The organism is Delftia sp. JD2, from assembly GCF_001682645.1.
In the GTDB taxonomy this organism is placed as follows: domain Bacteria; phylum Pseudomonadota; class Gammaproteobacteria; order Burkholderiales; family Burkholderiaceae_C; genus Comamonas; species Comamonas acidovorans.
On sequence record NZ_LFJT01000022.1, the window covers coordinates 53917 to 68875 of the forward strand.

The window sequence follows — 14959 nt, forward strand, 5'->3', positions numbered from 1 at the left end:
GACCGGGCCGTGACCGTGCGTTGGCCCGGGATGAATTGCAGGCACAGCCGTGCCGCACACGATGGATGGGATGGGCATGGATTCTCTGATCACGGCGGCGGCCCGTGCGCTCGCGGTTGGCGACCCCCTTGGCGCGCTGAACCGGGTGGCGCTGCGCGACGATGCGCCCGCGCTGGCACTGCGTGGCATCGCCATGGCGCAACTGGGCGATCTGGTGCGGGCCAGGGCCTTGCTGCGCAGCGCTGCGCGCGCCTTCGGCCCCCATGAGGCAGTGGCCCGGGCCCGCTGCGTAGTGGCCGAGGCCGAGATTGCACTGGCCCTGCGCGAGCTGGCATGGCCGGCCCGCAGGTTGGTTGCGGCGCGGGCGGTGCTGCAGGCGCATGGCGATCCTGTGAACGCCGCGCATGCAGGCTATCTGGAAATACGCCGTTGCCTGCTGCTGGGCCGATTGGGCGAGGCCGAGGGTCTGCTGGGTGGACTGCGGCCCGCGCTGCTGCCTGCCGCCTTGCAGGCGTTCCATGCCCTGGCCCTGGCGGGTATCGCCATGCGCCGATTGGACATCCGTGCGGCGCACAGTGCGCTGGCCGATGCCGCGCAGGCGGCCGGCGCCGCCGGCATTGCAGCACTGGCCGCCGAGGTGGGGCAGGCAGCCCAGGCCCTGCACGCGCCTGCTGCGGTGCTGCTGGAGCGGGAGCCGGCCGGACCGCAGGCTCAGAAGCTGCTGTCGCTGGATGAGGCCGGGACCCTGCTGGCCTCGGGCGCGCTGGTGGTGGATGCCTGCCGCCATGCGGTGCGCGCCGGAGCGGTGGCGGTCTCGCTGGCGGGGCGCCCGGTGCTGTTTGCGCTGGCGCGCGCGCTGGGCGAGGCCTGGCCCGGCGATGTCTCACGCGAGGCGCTGGTGGCGCAGGTATTCCGCGCCCGGCAGGCCGATGACTCGTACCGTGCGCGTCTGCGTGTCGAGATCGGCCGCCTGCGCCGCCTGCTGCGGCCGCTGGCCGAAGTTCACGCCACGCCCCTGGGATTTGTGCTGGCGCCCCGGCAGGCCCGGGTGGCCGTGCTGGCACGGCCCGTGGAAGGTGCGCCGGGCGTGCTGTGCGGGCCGGTGCTGGCGCTGCTCTCCGATGGCGAGGCCTGGGCCAGTTCAGCGCTGGCCCTGGCACTGGGCGCGAGCCAGCGCAGCGTCCAGAGGACCCTGGAGGCGCTGGAGCGCGACGCGCTGGCGCAGCCCGTGGGCCGGGGGCGCGCCCGCCGCTGGGTGGCCCGGCCTGCGCCGGGATTCACGACGACTTTGTTACTCCCCGCTGTGCTGCCGGCTGGCTAGCATGGGCCGACCAACGCAACCAGGAGTTCCGCATGAAGACAGAAGCTGCAGAAATCATCCGCGAGTACGGTCCCTTTCCCGGCATCGATTGCGTGCACGGGGTGTCCTACGACGGCAGCCAGGTCTGGTTCGCCACCGGCACCCAATTGCAGGCGCTGGACCCCGACAGCGGCCGGATCGTGCGCAGCATCCCTGTGCCGGGCGATGCCGGCACGGCCTTCGATGGCCGGCATCTGTTCCAGATCGCCAATGACCGTATCCAGAAGATCGACCTGTCCACCGGCCATGTGCTGGCCACCATTCCTGCACCCGGGGGCGGCGGCGATGCCGGCGATTCGGGAATGGCCTGGGCCGAGGGCTCGCTGTGGGTGGGTCAGTACCACGGCCGCAAGATCCATCAGATCGACCCCGACACTGGGGCGGTGCTGCGCACCCTGGAATCCAACCGCTTCGTCACCGGCGTCTCCTGGGTGGACGGCCAGTTGTGGCACGGCACCTGGGAAGAGGGCCAGAGCGATCTGCGGCGCCTGGACCCGGACAGCGGTGCCGTGCTGCAGCGGCTGGAGATGCCGGCCGGCACGGGCGTGTCGGGGCTGGAATCCGACGGCGGCGACCGCTTCTTCTGCGGCGGCGGAGAAAGCGGCCGCATCAGGGCCGTGCGCCGGCCCCGGCAGACGCAGCAGCCCTGAGGCCTACTTGCCCGCGATCTGTGCCGCGATGGCCTGGCCCACTTCGGTGGTGCTGGCCGTGCCGCCCAGGTCGGGCGTGCGGGGGCCGTTCTTGATGACTTCCTCGATGGCCGAGACGATGGCGTCGTGCGCCGCGCGGCCTGCGCCCTGGCCGTGGGTCAGGAAGTCCAGCATCAGCGCTGCCGACCAGACCATGGCGATGGGGTTGGCGATGTTCTTGCCGTAGATGTCGGGCGCCGAGCCGTGCACGGGCTCGAACAGGCTGGGGAAGCTGCGGTCGGGGTTGAGGTTGGCCGAGGGGGCCAGGCCGATGGTGCCCGTGGTGGCCGGGCCCAGGTCGCTGAGGATGTCGCCGAACAGGTTGGTGGCGGCCACCACGTCGAAGCGGCCCGGCTGCAGCACGAAGCGCGCGGTCAGGATGTCGATGTGCTGCTTGTCCAGCGTGACGTCCGGGTAGGCCTTGGCCACGTCCTCGGCGCGCTGGTCCCACCAGGGCATGCTGATGGCGATGCCGTTGCTCTTGGTGGCCAGGGTGACGTGCTTGCGCTCGCGGCTTTGGGCCAGGTCGAAGGCGTACTTGAGCAGGCGCTCGGCACCCTTGCGCGAGTAGACCGATTCCTGGATCACGATTTCGCGGTCCGTGCCCTCGTACATGATGCCGCCCAGCGAGGTGTATTCGCCTTCGGTGTTCTCGCGCACCACGTAGTAGTCGATGTCGCCGGGCTTGCGGCCGGCCAGCGGGCAGGGCACGCCCTCGAACAGGCGCACGGGGCGCAGGTTGATGTACTGGTCGAACTCGCGGCGGAACTTGAGCAGCGAGCCCCACAGCGAGACATGGTCGGGCACGGTGGCGGGCCAGCCCACGGCGCCGAAGAAGATGGCGTCCATGCCGCAGAGCTGCGCCTTCCAGTCGTCGGGCATCATTTTTCCGTGGGCCAGGTAGTAGTCGCAGTGGGCCCAGTCGAAATGGTGGAATTCGAGCTTGATCGCAAAGCGGCTGGCGGCGGCCTCCAGCGTGCGCAGGCCTTCGGGCATGACTTCCTTGCCAATGCCGTCACCGGCGATGACGGCGATCTTGAATGTGTCTTGCATGGTGTCTGTCCTTGGATCGAATGGATGGATATGAAGCGGCGCCGCTGACAGCCTGGCCGCATGCATGGCATTGTTGGCTGCGCCAGGGCTAAATACAATCGGCCAACTGTGGTTCCATTGTTTACAGATCGTGAATAAACAACCGGCTCCCGAAGACCTGCGTGTCTTCACCGTGGTGGCTCGCAAATCCGGCTTTGCCGCTGCGGCCGAGGAATTGGGTGCATCGCCCGCCTATGTGAGCAAGCGCATCCGCCTGCTGGAGCAGGAGTTGGGCGTGAAGCTGCTGCACCGCACCACGCGCCGCGTGGCCGTGACCGAGGAGGGCGAGCGCGTATTCCACTGGGCGCAGCGCATCCTCGACGACATGGACCAGCTGATGCAGGAGGTGGCCATCACGCGCAGCGAGCCGCGCGGCCTGCTGCGCGTGAGCAGCAGCTTCGGCTTCGGGCGGCATGTGATCGCGCCGGCGCTGTCCCGGCTGGTGGAGCGCCATCCGGGGCTGCAGGTGCGGCTGGATGTGTTCGACCGGCTGGTGGATGTGGCGGGGGAGGGCTTCGATCTGGATGTGCGCGTGGGCGACGAGATCGCGCCCCACCTGATTGCGCGGCGGCTGGCCGACAACCACCGCGTGCTGTGCGCGGCGCCTGCCTACCTGGCGCGCCGTGGCACGCCGCGCACGCCGGCCGAGCTGTCGGCCCACGACTGCCTGGCCATCAAGGAGCGCGACCAGGCCTTTGGCGTGTGGCGGCTGCGCGCGGGCGCCGCCGAGCAATCGGTGAAGGTCACGGGGCCGCTGTCGGCCAACAACGGCGAGATGGTGGTGCAGTGGGCCGTGGACGGGCGCGGCATTGCGCTGCGCTCGTTGTGGGATGTGGGCGCCCATCTGCAGGCAGGGCGCCTGGTGCAGCTCTTGCCCGAATGGCGGCAGGAGGCCAATGTCTGGGCGGTCTATCCGACGCGGCTGCAGCTGTCGGCCAAGGTGCGTGTCTGTGTCGAATTCCTGCAGGAGCACTTTCAGCAGGAATGGGCGGCAGCAGCGTCCTGAAAAGGGCGCGGCTGCCGCAGCAGGCTCAACCTGCCAGGGCGGCCTTGACGGCAGCGGACACCTGGCCCATGTCGGCCTTGCCAGCCAGCTGCGCCTTGACCGCGCCCATGACCTTGCCCATGTCGCCGGGGCCGGAGGCACCCAGCTCGGCCACGATGGCCTTCACGGCGGTGGCCACTTCCTCGGCCGACATGCGTGCGGGCAGGTAGGCGGTCAGCACGGCCATTTCGGCCTTTTCCTTGTCGGCCAGGTCCTGGCGGCCCGCGCCCTCGAAGGCGGCAATGCTGTCCTTGCGCTGCTTGATCAGCTTGTCCACGATGGCGATGACGGCGGCGTCGTCGAGCTCGACGCGCTCATCGACTTCCTTTTGCTTCATCGCGGCCAGCAGCAGGCGGATGGTGCCCAGGCGTTCGCTGTCCTTGGCGCGCATGGCGGTCTTCATGTCTTCGGTGATCTGGGCCTTGAGGCTCATGGCATTTCTCCTGAGGTAGTGGCGTCGGAAAACAAAAACCAAAAAACAAAAACAAAAAACCCGCGCCTGGCGTCCCGAGCGCGGGTTTTGCGGCTGACGAGAGCCGGCTGGTCAAGAGCTGATCAGTACAGCTTCTTGGGCAGCTGCATGCTGCGAACGCGCTTGTAGTGACGCTTGACGGCGGCAGCCTTCTTGCGCTTGCGTTCGGATGTGGGCTTCTCGTAGAACTCGCGAGCGCGCAGGTCGGTCAGCAGGCCGAGCTTTTCGATGGTGCGCTTGAAGCGGCGCAGGGCAACTTCATAGGGCTCGTTTTCTTTTACGCGGATGGTGGTCATTAGCTAGATTTCCAGATATCTGTGCTGACAGCGGGTTCTCGGGAAGATCGGGCCTGAGAGCCATGTTCAGCGGTTGGTCCCCGTCAATAGTTAACTAGTATTGGCCGACGGGGCAATTGCCAGCAAAGCGGGCGATTATACGCGAGACGAAAGCGATCTGACAAATCACGCACAAGGCAAGGCCTGCGCGCACGCATACCCGCTGGCCCAGGCCCATTGGAAGTTGTATCCGCCCAGCCAGCCGGTGATGTCCACCACTTCGCCGATGCAGTACAGGCCGGGCTGGGTCTTGCATTCCATGGTCTGTTGCGAAAGCGCACGCGTGTCCACGCCGCCCAGCGTCACTTCGGCCTTCTTGTAGCCTTCGGTGCCGGTGGGCACGATCTCCCAGCGCGACAGGCGCTCGGCCAGCTGGTTCAGGGCCTTGTCCGAGGCTTCGGCAATGGGGCGCTGCCAGGCCGCGTCCTGCTGCACCCAGGCATCGGCCAGGCGCGAGGGCAGCCACTGCGCCAGTTCGTTGGCGATGAGCTTGCGCGAGCGCGACTTGGCCTTGAGCAATTCGTCCTGCAGGTCCACCTCGGGGGCGAGGTTGATGCACAGGGGCGTGCCGGGCTTCCAGTAGCTCGAGATCTGCAGGACGGCGGGGCCGGACAGGCCGCGGTGCGTGAACAGCAGGTCTTCCATGAAGGCCATGCGTTCCTTCTTGCTGCCGGTGCTGATCTCGACCGGAAGGGCCAGGCCGGCGAGCTGGGCGTAGGGGGCCCAGGCGTCGCCGTCGAAGGTCAGCGGCACCAGGCCCGGCGTGCGTTCGACCAGGGGCAGGCCGAACTGCTGGGCCAGGCGGTAGCCGAAGTCGGTGGCGCCGATCTTGGGAATGGACAGCCCGCCCGTGGCGATGACCAGGCTGGGCGCCTGCACGGCGCCACGGCTGGTCTGCAGGCGGTACTGGCCATCCGAATGCGCGACGGAATCGACCTTGCAGGGCTGCCAGCGCTGCACGCCGCCGGCCTGGCATTCGGCCAGCAGCATGGCGATGATGTCCTCGGCCGAGCGGTCGGCGAACAGCTGGCCCTTGTGCTTTTCATGGTGGGCAATGCCGTGCCTGTCCATCAGCGCGATGAAGTCGGCCGGCGTGTAGCGCGACAGGGCCGAGCGGCAGAACTGCGGGTTGCCGCCCACGAAGTGCTTGTGCGGCGCACGCACGTCCAGATCGCGGTTGGTGAAGTTGCAACGGCCGCCGCCCGAGATGCGGATCTTCTCGGCCACCTTCTCCGCGTGGTCCAGGAGCAGCACCGACAGGCCCCGCTGTCCGGCCTGGGCCGCACAGAACAGACCGGCCGCGCCGGCGCCGATGACGATGGCGTCGAAAGAGAGGGAAGAGGTCACAAAAACGTCACTCGGGGGGCAAAAGGGCGCCCATTCTCGCGCACTTGTGCCAGCCCTTCGCGTGCCCTGTGAAACTGGCGTGCCCTGAAGCCAGGGACACCGAGGAAGGGCCGCCCCGCACCGAGGGTGTCGTCCCCCTCTGGGGGAAGGCGCGCAGCGACTCAGGGGGGACCTAGAATCCAGCGATGAATTTCCCATCGCACCAGCTGAGCATGACCGTGCTCATGTCGCCCGACATGGCGAACTTTTCGGGCAACGTCCATGGCGGCGCCGTTCTCAAGCAGCTCGACCAGGTGGCCTATGCCTGCGCCAGCCGCTACGCGGGCCGCTATGTGGTCACGCTGAGCGTGGACCAGGTGATGTTCCTGCAGCCCATCCACGTGGGCGAGCTGGTGACCTTCCTGGCCAGCGTCAACCACACGGGCAAGTCGTCGATGGAAATCGGCATCAAGGTGGTGGCCGAGGACATCCGCACCCAGGTGGTGCGCCATGTCAACAGCTGCTTTTTCACCATGGTGGCGGTGGACGAGAACAAGCAGCCTGCGCCCGTGCCCACGCTGGTGCCGGCCACCGACGAGGAAAAGCGCCGCTGGCAGGCCGCGCTGATCCGCAAGGACCTGCGCCGCGAGCTGGCCCAGCGCTTCGAGCAAAGCCGCGTGACGGCCAGCAGCTCGGTCAAGCCGGGCTGAGCGTGGAGGGTGCGGCCGGTGGCCGATGCCAGGTGCCGGGTGCGCTGCCCTGCAACTCGTCCCGCACCTGCTCGATGACGCGCCTGAGGTCTTCCATGGAGGCCGGCTTGGACAGCACCTCGTCGGCACCGGCCTGCAGGTAGCGCAGCGCTTCGGAGGCCTCGGGACTGGCGGTCAGCGCAATCACGCGGCAGCGGCGCAGCTGGTTTTCGGCTTCCCGCCGACGCAGGCGCCGGATGAACTCGAAGCCGTCCATGATCGGCATGCGGCCGTCGGTGATGATGAGATCAAAGGACTCGACCAGGCAACGCGCCCAGGCCTCCTGTCCATCGCCGGCCAGCGAGATGCCGTGGCCCAGCGCGGTGAGCTGGCTCTTGAGCAGCTCGCGATTGAACATATAGTCTTCCACGGCCAGGATTCTGAGTTCCGGCTCGGCCGGGACTTCGGGCTGGGGCTCGGTGCCTGTATTGGCCTTTGCACGCAGCTCCAGGGGCGCGGGCATGATCCGGGGCAATACCTCTTCGGCCGACAGCCTGTCGTCCGGCTCCACCAGCGGCAGGCTCAACCTGACCGTGAAGCGTGAGCCCCGGCCCGGCACGCTCTCCAGGGTGATGGTCCCCCCCATGTGCTCCAGCAGGCGGCGCGTGATGCTCAGGCCCAGGCCGCTGCCGAAGGCCTGGTCCTGATGGGCTCCCGGCACCTGCGAAAAGGGCTTGAACAGCCGGGCCTGGTCCTGCGGCGCAATGCCGATGCCGGTGTCCTCCACCTCCATCTGCAGCAGCAGGCGGTCATGGCGGCGGGTGCCTTGCGCGCGCAGGGTGACGCTGCCGCGTTCGGTGAATTTGATGGCATTGCTCAGCAGGTTGAACAGCACCTGCTTGAGGTGCAGCGGGTCGGCCGTCACGCTGTGGTCCACGCCCTTGCCAACCTGGGTGCGCAGCGACAGCCGCTTGCCGTGCGCCAGGCCCTGCAGCAGCGGGGCCATGTCTTCGATCAGCGGCCGCAGCGCCACGGGCTGGGGCGTGGAGTCGATGTGGCCCGACTCGATGCGGTGCAGGTCCAGCACATTGCCCAGCAGCAGCAGCATGCCCTGGGAGGCCTTGTGGGCCGCGGCCAGCGTGTCGCGGTGGGGCAGGCCGAGTTTTTCGCGGTCCTGCGCCAGCTCCAGCAGGCCGATGATGGCGCTCAGCGGCGTGCGTATCTCGTGGCTGGTGGTGGACAGGAACAGGCTTTTGGCCCGGTTGGCGGCCTCGGCGCGCCGCTCGGCACGGCGCGTCCTGCGCATCTGGCGGCTCAGGTAAAAGCCCCAGACCAGGGAGGTGGCCGTGGCCAGCGCCAGCGCTGCCAGCAGCAGCAGCAGGCGCTGGCGGTGCTCGCGCCAAAAGCGCGTGCCGCTGCCGCTATCGCGCGGCGCCCACAGGCGCACGATTTCGGCCATTTCTTCGGGTGAGATGGACAGCTGGGCCTTCTCCAGAATGCTCAGAAGCTCGGGCTCGGCGGCATGCACGGCCAGGCTCACGGGGCGGGTGTAGTCCTCCAGGATGCCGGTGAGCTGCAACTGGTTGCCCAACTGCTGGGCGTTGGCATAGCGCGCTGCGTAGTCGTTGCCGACGAAGGCATCGCTGTCATCGGCCGCCACGCTGGCCAGGGCCTGGGCCAGGTCGGGATACAGCTGCAGCCGTATGCGCGGATGCTCGCGGCGCACCGTGTCCTCCAGGAAGAAGCCAGCCACCATGGCCACGCGCTTGCCCTCCAGTCCCTGCAGGTGGTGTATGCCCTTGTCACGCTGTGTGCCCGCGTTCGCCTCGGGCCGGGCCAGCACCACCACCGCGCTGCGCAGGTAGGGCGGCAGCAGCTTGATATCGGGCGATGCAATCGGCGGCGAGGTGTAGACGGGGGTGAGCAGGGCCTTGCCCGAGCCCAGAATGGCCTCGAGTTCGGTGTAGTTGCGTGCGGTCACGTAGTCGAACTGCAGGCCGGCGCGGTGGCTGATCAGGTCCAGGTAGTCGGGTCCTATGCCCTCGGCCTGGCGGTCGGCATTCAGCTTTCCCAGCGATCCCAGCGAGCTGTTGAGCACCACGGGAATGCGGGGATGGGCATCCAGCCACTGCTTTTCCGAGGGCGTCAGGGCCACGCGGTCGCTTCCCAGCAGCGGACGGCGGCTGCCGCTCCAGCTGTGCAGAATGTCGTCGCCATGCTGCAAGGTGATGGCGGGCAGGGCCTGGTCCAGATAGGCCTTCAACTGCGTATCGTCATGCCGCACCAGCATGCCGAAGCCCCGGCTCTCTATGGGTGCAAAGCCCTGCACGCGCAGGTTGAGCAGGTAGTTGGCCTGGATCAGGTAGTGCACCGTGACCGTGTCGCCAACGAAGCCGTCGATCTCGCCCAGGCTCAGCGCCTCCAGCGCGCGGCGGGGTGTTTCATAGGTCAGCAGCTCGCTGAGAGGATAGGCGGCCGCAACCTGGGAGCGCAACAGCTGGTCGGACGTCATGGCCAGCCGCGCGCCCCGGCGCTCCGCGTCGAAGGGCGCATGCGAGAGCGACACCAGCACGGGCTGGCTGGGCAGGTAGGGCACGCTCAGGGCCAGGTCGGCGCGTTCGGCCTCCAGCTCGGTGCCCTCGCAGGCCAGGTCGATCTCGCCGCGCCGCAGCGCATCGAGCACGGCCACGCGCGATCCATAGGTCTTGAAGCGCACCGGCGCGGGAAACAGCAAGCCCAGGTGGTCGGCCGTGATGCCCTGGAAGCGCTCGCCATCGATCATTTCCAGGGGAGGATGGTCGGGCAGGGAAATGCCCACGGTCAGCGGCCCGCGCGCCTGCAGCCACTGGCGGTGCGCGGGCGTGAGCCAGGGTTTTGCACCGGCCGTGACGCGCGTGGCCAGCACCATTTCGGCGCCTCCAGCCAGGCCGGGCATGAGCAGGGCCATGCCAAGCGCGCAGCCGGCCAGCAGCGGCGACCACGTGCGCCGCCATGCGGACAGCCGTATCTGCGCAGCTGTGGAAGTGAAAGTAAGGCCTGGTGTTTTCATGGAATCCCCCGATGGCGCTACCGCCGCCTGGCGGAGCTGACGGTCTGCCAAAACGGTCTAAACGCCGTTTCGGCAGCCAACAGGGGATTTTTAATGAAAACTAATGACTTTTATTAATCGATAGATTTTTGATTGCAGCAATCTCGCACTCAGGCGGCTGCAACCGCAGCGGTAAGCTGCGTCTGAGGTTCGGCCATTGCCCGTACGCCATGGACCACATCGCCAACGACGATGACGCTGGGGCTGCCCAGGCCCGTGTCGGCAATGCACTCCACCAGCGCGCCCAGCGTGGTCAGCGCGTGGCGCTGTTGTGGCAGGCTGGCGTGCTGGATCACGGCCACGGGCGTGGCTGCGGGCAGGCCATTGAGCAGCTCGGCGCGGATGTGCTCCACGCTGCTCACGCCCATGTAGATCACCAGGGTGAGCCGCGCATCGCGCGCGGTGGCGGCCAGCTGGCGCCAGTCGGTGCCGCTGTCGCCGGGCTTGGCGTGGCCCGTGATGAAGACCACGCCGTGCGCGCGGTCGCGGTGCGTGAGCGGGGCGCCCAGGCTGGTGAGCCCGGCCAGGCCGGCGGTGATGCCGTTGATGACCTGGACCTCGACGCCCGCTTCGCGCAGGTGCTCCACCTCTTCACCGCCGCGCCCGAAGATGAAGGGGTCGCCGCCCTTCAGGCGCACCACGGTCTCGCCCTCCTGCACGGCGCTCAGCATGAGCTTTTCGATGAAGGCCTGGGGCGTGCTCTTGCAGCCGCCGCGCTTGCCCACGTAGACGATGCGCGCCGTGGGCGCGGCATGGGCCACGATGGCGTCGCTGACCAGGTCATCGACCAGCAGCACGGTGGCAGCCTGTATGGCCTTGAGGGCCTTGATGGTCAGCAGCTCCGGGTCGCCGGGGCCGGCGCCGACCAGGGTGCAGGTGCCGCGCCGGGCGGTGTTCGCGGGGGTGTGGGACGGGGTCGTCATGGCGGGGCTCCGTTTTTTCTGGGGTATTCAGCGAATCTGATCGGCAAGGTGGACGATGTGTTCCACCTGGCGTGTGAGCGCGGGCGGCACGGGCAGCCTGCCCGCGAGCACGTCTTCGGTGTAGCGCGCCGTGGTGTCCACGTCGATCTCGGCGGGCAGGCCCGGCACGTCGGAGGCGGTGCCGCTTTGCTGCTCGGCCAGCAGCTGGTGGGCGCCTGCCACAAAGCCGTCGTAGCGCGGCAGCCGGCGCGGGTCGGCCGCGACCTCGCCTTCCAGCCCGCGCGAGAGCAGGACATTCATGCCCAGCGTCCCGAAGGTGCCGTGCAGCATGGGCAGGTACTCGGGATGGGTGTAGGCCGTCACCAGCAGGCAGGGGCCGTCGCAGGGCGCCAGCAGCTTGACCACGCTGTGGCCCGGGTTGCGCAGGCCGATGACCTCGCGCACGGACAGCAGGCGCGCCAGGGCCGGGTGCAGATGCTCGGTATGGATATGGGCCACCTGGCCGCCGGCCAGGGCCTGGGGAGATGGCAGCGGCGCAATGCCCAGGGCCTGCAGCACATCGCTGGCCAGGATGCGGCGCGCCTCGGTGCGCATGCCGTGCAGCAGCACGGGCAGGCCTTCGCGTGCCAGCAGCAGGGCCAGCAGGGGCGTGAGCACGGGCAGGCGGCGCGCGCCGTTGTAGCTGGGCAGCACGATCACGGGGCGGCCATTGGCCGCGGCGGGAAAACGGGCGACGCGCGCATGCACGGCGTCCAGGAAGCCGCTCATCTCCTCGACGGTCTCGCCCTTGATGCGCATGGCGATGCAAAAGGCCCCGATCTCCAGGTCGCTGACGCCGCCGTCCAGCACCTGGCCGAACAGGTCGGCCGCCTGCGGGCGCTCCAGCGCCTTGGCTCCGCGTGCGCCGCGGCCTATTTCCTTGATGTATTGGCTGATGCCCATGGCGTTGCAATCGTGGGTGGAATCCTGTGGGGGCATATTTTCCCGCAGGTTTCATTACTTTTCGCTATATATGCAAACCCGTTGTTCAATCGCCTCTTTCATGCGGTCTCCTGGCTCTTCGCCAGGGGTATGTGGCGCACCAGGCGCTTGAGCTCGGGCAGGCAGGAGCCGCAATTGGTGCCGCAGCGCAACCGGCCCTGCAGCGCGGCCAGGCGCGCGTCGTCGCTGCCCTCGCAGCGCGCAAGCGCGCCTGCGATGGCGGTCTCGTCCACATCGAAGCAGGTACAGACCTGGCGCGCACGCGGCTGGATGGCCAGCGGCGCCGAGCCCGAAGGCATGAGCAGCAGGCGGCCATAGTCCTGTGCCGGCATCTGGTCCTGCAGCAGGGTGGACAGCCAGCTGCCCGCGCGCGTGTCGCCCGCCAGCAGCAGGGCCTCGACCGTGGTGGACAGGCTGTGGCGGTCCAGCCGCAGCGCGCGGCTGTGCTGGCGGCGGCGGTCGGTGTAGCGCAGGGTGTCGGCGGCATCCAGGCCCAGCAGGGATTCGATCCGTGCGAGGACGGCCTCGCCCGGCGCCTCATGCGCGGCGGCGCGCAGCAGCACGCCGTGCCGGGCCCGGGCGGCGTCCTGCAGCGGGACGGCATTGCCGAAGGGCACGCAGCTGGCAAAGCCGAAGTGCGGCATGAGGGCGGACAACTGCTCGCGCACGGCCAGCACCCGGTCCTCGGGCAGCCAGGCCATGGCCAGCAGGGTCCAGGGCAGTTCGGCCTTTTGCAGCTTCACGGCCGTGTGCTTGAGTTCGGGCTGCTTGGAGCCGGGGCACAAGGCCGGTGTGGTCAGGGCATTGACGCCGCCCATTGAAGTGCCGCCCATTGAAGTGCCGCCCATTGAAGTGCCGCCCAGATACTCGCCGCCCCAGTGCATGGCCATGAAGAGCTGGGAGGGCGTCAGCGTGTCATCGGGCTGCACCGGCACCAGCAGGGCGCCGCGCCGGCTGCTCATCTGCACCAGGTCGCCCGCGCGCAGGCCGCGCTCGGCCATGTCCCGCGGGTGCATTTGCAGGCAGGGCTCGGCCGCATGGCCGAACAAACGGCCCAGCTGGCCCGTGCGGCTCATGCCGTGCCACTGGTCGCGCAGCCGGCCCGTGGTCAGGCTGAAGGGATAGTGCGCATCGGGCGGCTCGGCCAGCGGCTGCCAGGGCAGCAGGGCAAAGCGTGCGCGGCCATCGGGCGTGGGAAAGCGGCCGTCTTCGTAGAGCCGTTCGCGGCCCTGGGCTGCGCCTTCGGGCAGCGGCCATTGCTGGGGGCCTTGCGCGTCCAGCAGATCCCAGGACAGGCCGGTGATGTCCAGGTCACGCCCGCGCGTGCTCTCGCGGTGCTCGTTCCAGATGGCCTGGGCGCCGGCAGCGGCGTCTTCGGTGTCGTAGGGAAAGAGGCTGGGCCGGCCCGGGCGCAGCCGTGCCTCCATGCGGCGCGCGCAGTCCACGGCAATGCGCCAGTCATGGCGCGCGGCGCCGGGTGCGGCCACGGCGGGGCGCACGCGCGAGATGCGCCTTTCGCTGTTGGTCACCGTGCCGATCTTCTCGCCCCAGGTGGTGGCAGGCAGCAGCAGGTCGGCGTAGGCGCAGGTGGCGGTGGTGGCAAAGGCCTCCTGCACGATGACGAATTCGGCCCGCTGCAGCGCGCGCCGCACCAGGGCCTGGTCGGGCATGCTTTGCGCAGGGTTGGTGCAGGCTATCCACAGCGCGCGGATCTCGCCCTCGGCGGCGGCCTCGAACATCTCCACGGCGGTCTTGCCGGGGCGGGGCGGCACGGCATCCACGCCCCACAGTGCGGCCACTTCGGCGCGGTGGGCCGGGTTGGCCAGGTCGCGGTGGGCCGACAGCAGATTGGCCAGCCCGCCCACCTCGCGCCCGCCCATGGCATTGGGCTGGCCCGTGAGCGAGAACGGCCCCGCGCCCGCGCGCCCGATCTGGCCCGTGGCCAGGTGCAGGCCGATCAGCGCGGCGTTCTTGGCCGTGCCGTTGCTGCTCTGGTTCAGGCCCTGGCAGTACAGGCTCAGCGTGGCGCCACGGGCGGCGCCGTCGCGTGCATCCCCGCCCAGCGCAAACCATTGCGCGGCCTGGAACAGATCGTGCCGGGGCAGGCCGCAGAGCTCGCCCACGCGCTCGGGCGTGGCCTCCCGCACCAGGGCCTGCAGGTCGGCAAAGCCGCTGGTGTGGCGTGCGATGTAGGCCTGGTCCAGCCAGCCTTCCAGTTCCATGATGTGCAGCATGCCGTGGAACAGCAGGGTGTCGCTGCCGGGGCGCAGCGGCAGGAAGAGGTCGGCCATGCCGGCCGTGTCGGTGCGGCGCGGGTCGGCCACGATGATCTTCATCTGCGGCCGCGCGGCACGCGCCTGCTCGATGCGCCGCGTGAGCACGGGATGCGCCCAGGCCGCGTTGCTGCCCGCGATGAAAAGGCAGTCCGCATGGTCCACATCCTCGTAGCAGGCCGGTGGCGCGTCGGCGCCCAGCGTGAGCTTGTAGCCGGCCACGGCGCTGCTCATGCACAGGCGCGAATTGGTGTCGATGTTGTTGGTGCCGATCAGGCCCTTGGCCAGCTTGTTGAAGACGTAGTAGTCCTCGGTCAGCAACTGGCCGCTCACATACAGGCCCACGGCGTCGGGGCCGTGCTCCTGCACGATGGAGGCCAGCCTGCCGGCGGCCAGGTCCAGTGCGGCATCCCAGCCCACATCCTGGGGCGCCGCACCGCGCGTGGCACGCAGCGCGGGCTGCAGCAGCCGCGTCTGCCGTGCCAGGGCGGGCGAGGCCGTCAGGTGCAGGGTGCTGCCCTTGGTGCACAGGCGGCCGTGGTTGGCGGGGTGCGCCGGATCGCCGCGCACGCCCGTGATGCGCGCACCATCGCTTTCGATGAGGACGCCGCAGCCTACGCCGCAATAGGGGCAGGTGGATCGGGTTTCTTGCATGGTGGGCCTGGGGTGGATGAGGGAGGGGCAGG

Annotated in this window: 12 protein-coding genes; 4 read left to right on the forward strand and 8 right to left on the reverse strand. The window is 68.9% G+C overall.

Going from position 1 to position 14959, the window contains the following annotated elements; all coding sequences use genetic code 11:
* The first annotated feature begins 76 nt into the window (after nt 1-76).
* Both ACM14_RS14135 and ACM14_RS14140 read left to right on the forward strand, forming a co-directional pair.
* On the forward strand, nt 77-1321 hold the full coding sequence (locus ACM14_RS14135) for a DNA-binding protein (RefSeq protein ID WP_065346511.1): 1245 nt from the start codon (nt 77-79) through the stop codon (nt 1319-1321).
* A gap of 32 nt (nt 1322-1353) precedes the next feature.
* Nucleotides 1354-2010, forward strand: a complete 657-nt coding sequence (locus ACM14_RS14140; protein WP_065346491.1) for a glutaminyl-peptide cyclotransferase — start codon at nt 1354-1356, stop codon at nt 2008-2010.
* Nucleotides 2011-2013: 3 nt separating this feature from the next.
* Here ACM14_RS14140 and ACM14_RS14145 read toward each other — a convergent pair whose 3' ends face one another.
* A complete protein-coding gene (locus ACM14_RS14145) occupies nt 2014-3102 on the reverse strand; it encodes a tartrate dehydrogenase (RefSeq protein WP_013803482.1) in 1089 nt (362 codons plus the stop codon).
* 130 nt (nt 3103-3232) lie between these two features.
* Between ACM14_RS14145 and ACM14_RS14150 the strand changes: the two genes are divergently transcribed.
* Nucleotides 3233-4147: a LysR substrate-binding domain-containing protein gene (locus tag ACM14_RS14150; protein ID WP_170962064.1), complete on the forward strand. Its 915-nt coding sequence runs from the start codon at nt 3233-3235 to the stop codon at nt 4145-4147.
* A gap of 25 nt (nt 4148-4172) precedes the next feature.
* Here the strand turns inward: ACM14_RS14150 and ACM14_RS14155 are convergent, their stop codons facing one another.
* The 3 genes from ACM14_RS14155 to ACM14_RS14165 form a co-directional block, all read right to left on the reverse strand.
* Complete coding sequence (locus tag ACM14_RS14155) at nt 4173-4619, reverse strand: GatB/YqeY domain-containing protein (RefSeq protein WP_012204282.1); 447 nt, start codon at nt 4617-4619, stop codon at nt 4173-4175.
* Nucleotides 4620-4741: 122 nt separating this feature from the next.
* Entirely contained in the window at nt 4742-4954 is a 213-nt protein-coding gene (gene rpsU, locus ACM14_RS14160) for a 30S ribosomal protein S21 (RefSeq protein WP_012204283.1), read from the reverse strand.
* A gap of 165 nt (nt 4955-5119) precedes the next feature.
* Entirely contained in the window at nt 5120-6340 is a 1221-nt protein-coding gene (locus ACM14_RS14165; RefSeq protein ID WP_065346492.1) for an NAD(P)/FAD-dependent oxidoreductase, read from the reverse strand.
* A 185-nt stretch (nt 6341-6525) separates the two neighbouring features.
* On the opposite strand from ACM14_RS14165, the gene ACM14_RS14170 reads away from it, so the two are divergent.
* On the forward strand, nt 6526-7029 hold the full coding sequence (locus tag ACM14_RS14170) for an acyl-CoA thioesterase (protein ID WP_013803479.1): 504 nt from the start codon (nt 6526-6528) through the stop codon (nt 7027-7029).
* Here the strand turns inward: ACM14_RS14170 and ACM14_RS14175 are convergent.
* The 4 genes from ACM14_RS14175 to ACM14_RS14190 all read right to left on the reverse strand — a co-directional run bounded on the left by ACM14_RS14175 (nt 7016) and on the right by ACM14_RS14190 (nt 14927).
* Entirely contained in the window at nt 7016-10057 is a 3042-nt protein-coding gene (locus ACM14_RS14175; RefSeq protein WP_254662059.1) for a transporter substrate-binding domain-containing protein, read from the reverse strand. The two genes, ACM14_RS14170 and ACM14_RS14175, sit on opposite strands and share 14 nt — an antisense overlap.
* 149 nt (nt 10058-10206) lie before the next feature.
* Entirely contained in the window at nt 10207-11019 is an 813-nt protein-coding gene (gene cobA / locus ACM14_RS14180) for a uroporphyrinogen-III C-methyltransferase (RefSeq protein WP_013803477.1), read from the reverse strand.
* 27 nt (nt 11020-11046) lie between these two features.
* Nucleotides 11047-11961 carry a DNA-binding protein YbiB gene (gene ybiB / locus ACM14_RS14185; RefSeq protein ID WP_063326787.1) on the reverse strand — a complete coding sequence of 305 codons (915 nt, stop codon included), beginning with the start codon at nt 11959-11961 and terminating at the stop codon, nt 11047-11049.
* A 98-nt stretch (nt 11962-12059) separates the two neighbouring features.
* Nucleotides 12060-14927, reverse strand: a complete 2868-nt coding sequence (locus ACM14_RS14190; protein WP_065346494.1) for a nitrate reductase — start codon at nt 14925-14927, stop codon at nt 12060-12062.
* Between the last annotated feature and the right edge of the window lie 32 nt (nt 14928-14959).

Bases quoted from the DNA above. Each gene is read 5' to 3' on its own strand.
- ACM14_RS14135 (WP_065346511.1), top strand. From the start codon at position 77: ATGGATTCTCTGATCACGGCGGCGGCCCGTGCGCTCGCGGTTGGCGAC.
- ACM14_RS14140 (WP_065346491.1), top strand. From the start codon at position 1,354: ATGAAGACAGAAGCTGCAGAAATCATCCGCGAGTACGGTCCCTTTCCC.
- ACM14_RS14145 (WP_013803482.1), bottom strand. From the start codon at position 3,102: ATGCAAGACACATTCAAGATCGCCGTCATCGCCGGTGACGGCATTGGC.
- ACM14_RS14155 (WP_012204282.1), bottom strand. From the start codon at position 4,619: ATGAGCCTCAAGGCCCAGATCACCGAAGACATGAAGACCGCCATGCGC.
- rpsU (WP_012204283.1), bottom strand. From the start codon at position 4,954: ATGACCACCATCCGCGTAAAAGAAAACGAGCCCTATGAAGTTGCCCTG.
- ACM14_RS14170 (WP_013803479.1), top strand. From the start codon at position 6,526: ATGAATTTCCCATCGCACCAGCTGAGCATGACCGTGCTCATGTCGCCC.
- ACM14_RS14175 (WP_254662059.1), bottom strand. From the start codon at position 10,057: ATGAAAACACCAGGCCTTACTTTCACTTCCACAGCTGCGCAGATACGG.
- cobA (WP_013803477.1), bottom strand. From the start codon at position 11,019: ATGACGACCCCGTCCCACACCCCCGCGAACACCGCCCGGCGCGGCACC.
- ybiB (WP_063326787.1), bottom strand. From the start codon at position 11,961: ATGGGCATCAGCCAATACATCAAGGAAATAGGCCGCGGCGCACGCGGA.
- ACM14_RS14190 (WP_065346494.1), bottom strand. From the start codon at position 14,927: ATGCAAGAAACCCGATCCACCTGCCCCTATTGCGGCGTAGGCTGCGGC.